Source organism: Corynebacterium sp. (genome assembly GCF_030535495.1).
Classification (GTDB): Bacteria; Actinomycetota; Actinomycetes; order Mycobacteriales; family Mycobacteriaceae; genus Corynebacterium.
Map to the genome: position 1 here is coordinate 1 of NZ_JAUNRW010000115.1, position 6,152 is coordinate 6,152.

The window sequence follows — 6,152 nt, forward strand, 5'->3', positions numbered from 1 at the left end:
CCGGCACCATCGTGGTCAACCAGGGTGACCTGTTCACCACGGACATCGCCACCGGCCCCCAGGGAATCACCCTCGGAGCCCGCTGCACGGTCGGCTACATCGATCATTCCCAGCACCGCGCCTGGACCGCCGCTCACTGCGGTGACGACGGGACCGGGGTCAAGGACAGCCGGGGCCGCTACATCGGCACCTTCCGCTGGGTCAACGGCAACCGTTACACCACCGGGGACAACCTGGAGGGTGCCAGCCGCGACGTCGCCTTCATCGAGTTCACCCCCGAGGTCATCGCCGGTGACAACACCTACTCCGGTGACTCGGTCGTCGACATGCCCGCCCACGTGGGCACCGGCCAACCGGCCTGCGCCTACGGACACACCACCGGCGCCGTCACCTGCGGCACCACCCGCATGTACCCCAAGCCGGCGATCAAGTACGACGCCGTGGCCCGGATCGATGACCTGGATATCCGGCAGGGTGACTCGGGTGGGCCCGTCTGGCTGCCCGGCGAGGGATTCATCGGCGTGATCTGTTCCAAGCACCACCACGCCGACGGCTCGTCCCACACCCTCACCGCCGTGCCGCCGCACGTGATCGCCACGAGCTGACGGCACCGGGCGCCCGCCGCGCCTACTCCCCGAGGTGCTCGCGCAAAGTGGCCCCGGAGTAGGCCCGGCGGAACACCCCGCGCTCCTGGAGGACCGGCACGACCAGATCGACGACGTCCTCGATCCCCGCCGGCAGGGACGGCGGCATGAGGTTGAAGCCGTCCGCGCCACCCTCCTCCACCCAGCGCTGCATCTCGTCGGCGATCTGCTCGGGCGTGCCCACGAAGGTGGCGTGCCCGCCGCCGGCGGCCAGATACCCGAGCAGCTCCCGGACGGTGGGCTGCCGGGACTCGATGATCCGCAGGATGGTGGCGTACCGCCCCTTCGGCCCGGTGAACTCCTCCAGCGGCGGCAGCTCGGGCACGGGGGCGTCGAGATCCCAGCCGGAGGTGTCCTGCTGGATGAAGTACTCCAGCCCGCGCAGGGCATCGGCCACCGGCAGCAGTTCGTTGAGGGCGCGCTGCTTCTCGCGGGCCTCCTCCTCGGTGCGGCCCACGTAGGTGACCAGGCCCGGCATGACGACGAGGGAATCCGGGTCCCGTCCCGCTGCAGCCGCCCGCCGGCGTACATCGAAGCGGTACTCCCGGGCCATCTCCAGGTCCCAGGCCACGGCGTAGATGCCCTCGGCGTAGGTGGCCGCCAGGTCCCGCCCCGGCTCGGAGGCCCCGGCCTGGAACAGGACGGGGCGGCCCTGCGGTCCGGCCGGAATGTTGAGGGGACCTGCCACCTCGAAGAACTCGCCGGAGTGATTCGGCGTCGATAAGCGCGCCGCGTCGGCCCAGGACTCCTGGCACACCACGGCATCGGCCGGGAAGGAATCCCACAGCTGCCCCACCACCCGGATGAATTCATCGGCACGGGCGTAGCGCTCGGCGTGCGGCGGGAGGGCGGGCATGCCGTGGTTGCGGGCCTCGTCGTCGCCCATGGAGGTGACCACGTTGATCCCGGCGCGGCCGCCGGAGATGTGGTCGAGGCTGGCCATGAGGCGGGCGGCGTGGAAGGGCGGCCAGAAGGTCGCGGAGATGGTGGTGACCAGGCCGATGTGTTCCGTGGCGCGGGCCAGGGCGGTCAGGGTGGTCACGGGCTCCAGGTACCAGGCGGGCCCACCGCCGACGCCGCCGATGGCCGCCGACTGGCCGTCGGCGAGGAAGAAGGCGTCGAGGCAGCCGCGCTCCGCGATCTGCGCCAGCTCCTCCCAGTAGGTGATGTCGCCGAGGCGACCCACCGAAGAGTCCGCGGCCCGCCACGCCGAGGTGTGGTGGCCGGCGGCGAAGGCGAAGAGGTTGAGGTGCACGGGTCAGTCCTTGACCAGGCCGCCGTCGACGACGAGGTTCTGGCCGGTGACCGAACGCGCCCACGGGGAGGCGAAGAAGAGGATCGCGTCGGCGAACTCCTCCGGGGTGGTCACCGACTGCAGCGGGGTGCCGGCGGCGATGAAGTCGAAGACCTCGTCCGGGGTGGCGGCGGAGGCGTCGGTGGTGCGCAGCAGGCCGCCGGAGAGCATGTTGACGCTCACGCCGCGCGGGCCGAGGTCGGCGGCCAGGGTGCGGGTCAGCGACAGCAGGGCGGCCTTCGCGGCGGTGTAGTCGTGGTAGGGCACGACCGGGTACTGGAAGAGGTTGGTGCCGATGGTGATGATGCGGCCCGAGCCGAACTCGTCGAAGCCTTCCAGCGCGGCCTGGGTGACGTTGAGGGTGCCCTGGATGGCGCCGGCGAACTGGGACTCGAAACGCTCGTAGCCGATGTCGGCGGCCTGCGGGCGGGCGTCGCCGTCGAAGGAGAAGTCGATGAGCGCGTTGGAGACCACCGTGGTCACGGGGGCGCCGAAGGCCTCGCGGGCGGTGGCGAACAGGGCGTCGATCTGCGCGCGGTCGCGGACGTCGGCCTGGATGGCCACCGCCTGGCCGGGATGCTTATCGACGATCTCCTCCGCCGCCTCCGCCGAGGAGAAGTAGTTGACCACGACCTTCGCGCCTTCGCGCAGGAACGCCTCGGTGACGGCCCTGCCCAGGCCGCGGGCGCCGCCGGTGACCAGGACGATCTGTTCGTTCAAGGGGGTGGGGGTGATGCTCATGGGGGTGCCTTTCGCAGGAAAAGGCGAAGGAGGGACATTCCCTTCGCCAGTACTAACTGGATCAGGTTCGACGGGTGTGTTCTCAGCTGCTCTCGGGCAGCACCCCGTGTCACGTGCCCGCCACCCTAGCAGGGGCCGCTGCTAGGGTGGCGCCCATGCAGATCCGGAAGGTGCTGGGCGTGGTGTTCGTCTCGATGCTGCTCGCGGCATTTCTGGCGGGCACCCTCGGCGGCGCGACCGGGCTGGTGGCGGGCGTTGTCGTCGCGGTGCTCGGCCTGGCGGTCGCCGTGACGGGGCTGATGCGCCAGCCGGCCGTGGAGGAACCCGATCCCGCTTCAATCGCCCGCCGCCAGCACCGGGAGGTGCTCGACGAGTACGCCCGCTGGGAGCTCGATCCCGAGATGCTCCTGCGGTACCCCGGGTTGTGGGACCGTTCGCGCCCGGAGGTGCACCGCTTCTTCGACGCGCTGGCGCTGGCCGGGCGGCAGGAATCAGGCGATCCCGAGGTCTACGTGGAGTCCGTCGCGGAACTGCGCATGGCATGGGCCGGGGCCGAGCGCTACGCGCGTTCCACCGGCACCTCCGCGCTGGAGCCCACCCGCCGCACCGAGGCCGAGACCGGCCTCAAGCTCTACCGCCACGCCCAGCGGGCGGCGACGGAGGCCGAGCGCGCGACGTACTACCGCCGCGCGCTGGAGACGGTGCGTTCGCTTATCGACGCCGGCCTCCTCCCCCGCACCCTCCCCGCCGTCGAGCGCCTGGAGACCCTGCAACGCGGTGAGCTGACCTAAAGTTCGTGGCTGTCCACGGGTGCGCCGGGGGCGTCGATGACCCGCAGCGTGGGCCGCGGCTCACTCGCCGTGAACTGCCAGGCGTGCGGGAACTCTGAGGTGGGGATATGCGGCCGCATGGCCTCGACGGGCAGGTCGGCGAGCGGGAGGAAGCCGAGCGCGTCATCGGGGGTGCGGGAGTAGAGGGTGGGGAACTGCCCGACGGGCACCGCGATCTGGAGGAACTCCCCGTCGACGGTGCCGCGGAACTCCACACCGCCCTGGAGGGGGCGGTCGTCGATGACCGGGCCGTCGGTGTACCTGGTGGGGGTACGGGCGGAGAGAACCTGGACGGCGGCGGTGGTGACGCCGCGGGCGTCGTCACGCAGGACGGCGAGGATCTGCTCCCGGGCCGCGGCCGGATCGGCGACGTCGTAGTAGGTGTCCGGGATGGTGCCGTCCCCGAGGACCTGCAGCTGCAGGTCGCGGCCGCGCTGGCGGGAGTTGAACTGGGCCACCGGCAGCCCTGCTGGGTTGGCCGTTTCCAGCATGAGGCGGGGGGCGACGGGCGGGCTGATCCACACGGTCTCGAAGCGCGGGGTCATGCCGATCGCCTCGGTTTTGTCGGTGAGCTGACCCACGACGGTGTCGTAGTCGAAGGTGACGGCGCGGCCGTCGAAGCTGGGCGGGTCGAAGTCGACGCGGCGCTCCTCCCACTGCCATTCGCGCTGCGGGCGGATGCTCAGGCGGGCGCGCAGCAGGACGTCCTCGCCGCGCACCACCTGGAAGGAGCCCGAGTCGAGGTCGGTGAACAGGTTCATGTCGTGGAGGCGGGAGGAGCCGTCGTCGACCAGCTCGTCGGCGACGTCGAGCATCTGCGCGTGCATCTCGCCGAGGCTGTTCACCTCGGCCGCCGGAATCGATCCCGAACGCTGCACGAACACCGGCCCCTCCGGCGGCGCCTGCACCATCGAACCCGCCAGCACGCCCGTGAGCAGCAGGGCCGGCACGGCCGCGACGATAAGGGTGCGCCGACTCGTGCTTCTCGACGCCGCCCACACCACCCCGGCCGCCCCCAGCAGCGCCAGCAGTCCCCCGCCGAGGCGTTGGGCCAGCGCCAGGTCGGGCCAGGCGAGGGCGGCCAGACCGAGCGCCACCGCCAGCGCGCCGAGAGCGGCGGGCCAGGCGGCAGATCCACGCGTCGATTCACTCATGGGGCACACCTTAATGGAGGGACAAACCGGCGAGGATCCGCTCCGACTCCGCGCGGCCCGCCAGATCACTCATGCCGCCGGTGACAAGGAGTTCGTCGGTGCCGGCGGCGTCGAGAAGCTCCCGCAGTTGCTTATCGACGTCCCCCGGCCTCCCGTGGATCGCCGCGGCCAGGGTCTCCTCCATGCGGCGGCGCTCCCGGGTGCTCGGGACGGGGAGCTCGGCGAGCGGCAGGAGCGGATCGAAACTCCCGGTGGTGCGGGCGCGGGCCTGCGCGTATGCCTCGGGCAGGAGGAGGTCGCGCGCCGCCTCGGCGGTGTCCGCGACGGCGACGGCGGCGGAGAGGATGACCTGCGGGGCGTCGATACGCCCGGGGCGGAAGTTCTCCCGGTAGAGCCGGGCGGCGGCGACCTGGTCCGGGCCGCCGAGGATGACGCCGAGGCCGAGCTCGGCGGCGAGGAGGACGGAACGAAAGCCCGCCAGCAGCCACACGGGCGTGGCACCGGCCCGGGGTCGGGCCGTCACCGGCGCCGTGCCGTCCAGATAGCTGAGCAGTTCCCGCACGTCATTCGGGTAGCGGGCTTTGAGCTCGGCGACATCGCCCTGCCGCAGGGCGGCGCGCACGGGCGCGGTGAAGCCGAGGGAGGAGCCGATGCCGGCGTCGATACGCGCGGGGTGGAGGGCCTCCAACGTGGCGATCTGCTCGGCGACGATGAGCGGCTGATGGTCGGGCAGCATGATGCCCGCCGTGCCGATGCGGATGGTGTCCGTCGCCGCCGCGCACGCGAGCGCCAGCAACCCCGGCTGTGAGCCCGGCAGGCCGGGCACGGCATGGTGCTCGGCGACGAGGAAGCGGAAGAAACCGAGCTTCTCCGCCGCGCGCGCGTGTCCCACCACCCGCTGCAGGGCGGCGGCGTCGGTGTCACCGGCAAGCGAGTTGGCACGGTCGAGGAGGGACAGTCGCATGCTTTCACTGTGCCAGGGGCGCGACGGGGACGATGTCCGTACCCTTGGATGCATACCCACTAATGAAAGGTAGATCACCATGGCCGACATCAACGATCCCCGTACCCTCCACCCCACCATCGATCCGCCGCTGCAGGAACAGCCCCACCCGGGCCTGGACCGGAAGCTCGAGCCCATGGCCGACCTGGGACTGGAATCCTACGAAGGCAACGGACGACTCACGGGGCGCAAGGCCCTGATCACCGGTGGTGACTCCGGCATCGGCGCGGCCGTGGCCATCGCCTTCGCCCGCGAGGGCGCCGACGTCGCCATCTCCTACCTCCCCGAGGAGCAGCCGGACGCGGACGTCATCATCAAGGCCATCGAGGACGCCGGGCAGAAGGCCCTGGCCCTGCCCGGTGACCTCACCGAACTCGAGCAGTGCCAGAAGATCGTCGCCGACACCGTCGAGGCTTTCGGCGGCCTGGACATCCTGGTCAACAACGCCTCCCGCCAGATCTGGCACGACGGCATCGAGAACATCCC

General features: G+C 71.3%; 7 protein-coding genes and 1 riboswitch. Of the genes, 3 read left to right on the forward strand and 4 right to left on the reverse strand.

The genetic code is table 11. From position 1 onward, the window contains the following. Positions 1-605, forward strand: a 605-nt coding sequence (locus Q4F73_RS10855; protein WP_303359363.1) for a trypsin-like serine protease, incomplete at its 5' end; no start/stop codon positions are given. A 22-nt stretch (positions 606-627) separates the two neighbouring features. Here Q4F73_RS10855 and Q4F73_RS10860 read toward each other — a convergent pair. Continuing rightward, complete coding sequence (locus tag Q4F73_RS10860) at positions 628-1,899, reverse strand: LLM class flavin-dependent oxidoreductase (RefSeq protein WP_303359364.1); 1,272 nt, start codon at positions 1,897-1,899, stop codon at positions 628-630. Positions 1,900-1,902: 3 nt separating this feature from the next. Then, a complete protein-coding gene (locus tag Q4F73_RS10865; RefSeq protein ID WP_303359365.1) occupies positions 1,903-2,679 on the reverse strand; it encodes a 3-oxoacyl-ACP reductase in 777 nt (258 codons plus the stop codon). A 20-nt stretch (positions 2,680-2,699) separates the two neighbouring features. Beyond that, positions 2,700-2,796, reverse strand: a riboswitch (TPP riboswitch). Positions 2,797-2,834: 38 nt separating this feature from the next. Between Q4F73_RS10865 and Q4F73_RS10870 the strand changes: the two genes are divergently transcribed. Further along, on the forward strand, positions 2,835-3,470 hold the full coding sequence (locus Q4F73_RS10870) for a hypothetical protein (protein WP_303359366.1): 636 nt from the start codon (positions 2,835-2,837) through the stop codon (positions 3,468-3,470). Here Q4F73_RS10870 and Q4F73_RS10875 read toward each other — a convergent pair. Then, on the reverse strand, positions 3,467-4,663 hold the full coding sequence (locus Q4F73_RS10875) for a hypothetical protein (protein ID WP_303359367.1): 1,197 nt from the start codon (positions 4,661-4,663) through the stop codon (positions 3,467-3,469). The genes Q4F73_RS10870 and Q4F73_RS10875 overlap by 4 nt on opposite strands. 10 nt (positions 4,664-4,673) lie before the next feature. Further along, a complete protein-coding gene (locus tag Q4F73_RS10880; protein WP_303359368.1) occupies positions 4,674-5,627 on the reverse strand; it encodes an MsnO8 family LLM class oxidoreductase in 954 nt (317 codons plus the stop codon). A 79-nt stretch (positions 5,628-5,706) separates the two neighbouring features. Here Q4F73_RS10880 and Q4F73_RS10885 point away from each other — a divergent pair. Then, the coding region (locus Q4F73_RS10885) for an SDR family NAD(P)-dependent oxidoreductase (protein ID WP_303359369.1) at positions 5,707-6,152 on the forward strand (446 nt) is incomplete at its 3' end.

Excerpts from the sequence above, each read along its gene's own strand:
- Q4F73_RS10875 (WP_303359367.1), bottom strand. The coding sequence starts at position 4,663 with ATGAGTGAATCGACGCGTGGATCTGCCGCCTGGCCCGCCGCTCTCGGC.
- Q4F73_RS10880 (WP_303359368.1), bottom strand. The coding sequence starts at position 5,627 with ATGCGACTGTCCCTCCTCGACCGTGCCAACTCGCTTGCCGGTGACACC.
- Q4F73_RS10865 (WP_303359365.1), bottom strand. The coding sequence starts at position 2,679 with ATGAGCATCACCCCCACCCCCTTGAACGAACAGATCGTCCTGGTCACC.
- Q4F73_RS10870 (WP_303359366.1), top strand. The coding sequence starts at position 2,835 with ATGCAGATCCGGAAGGTGCTGGGCGTGGTGTTCGTCTCGATGCTGCTC.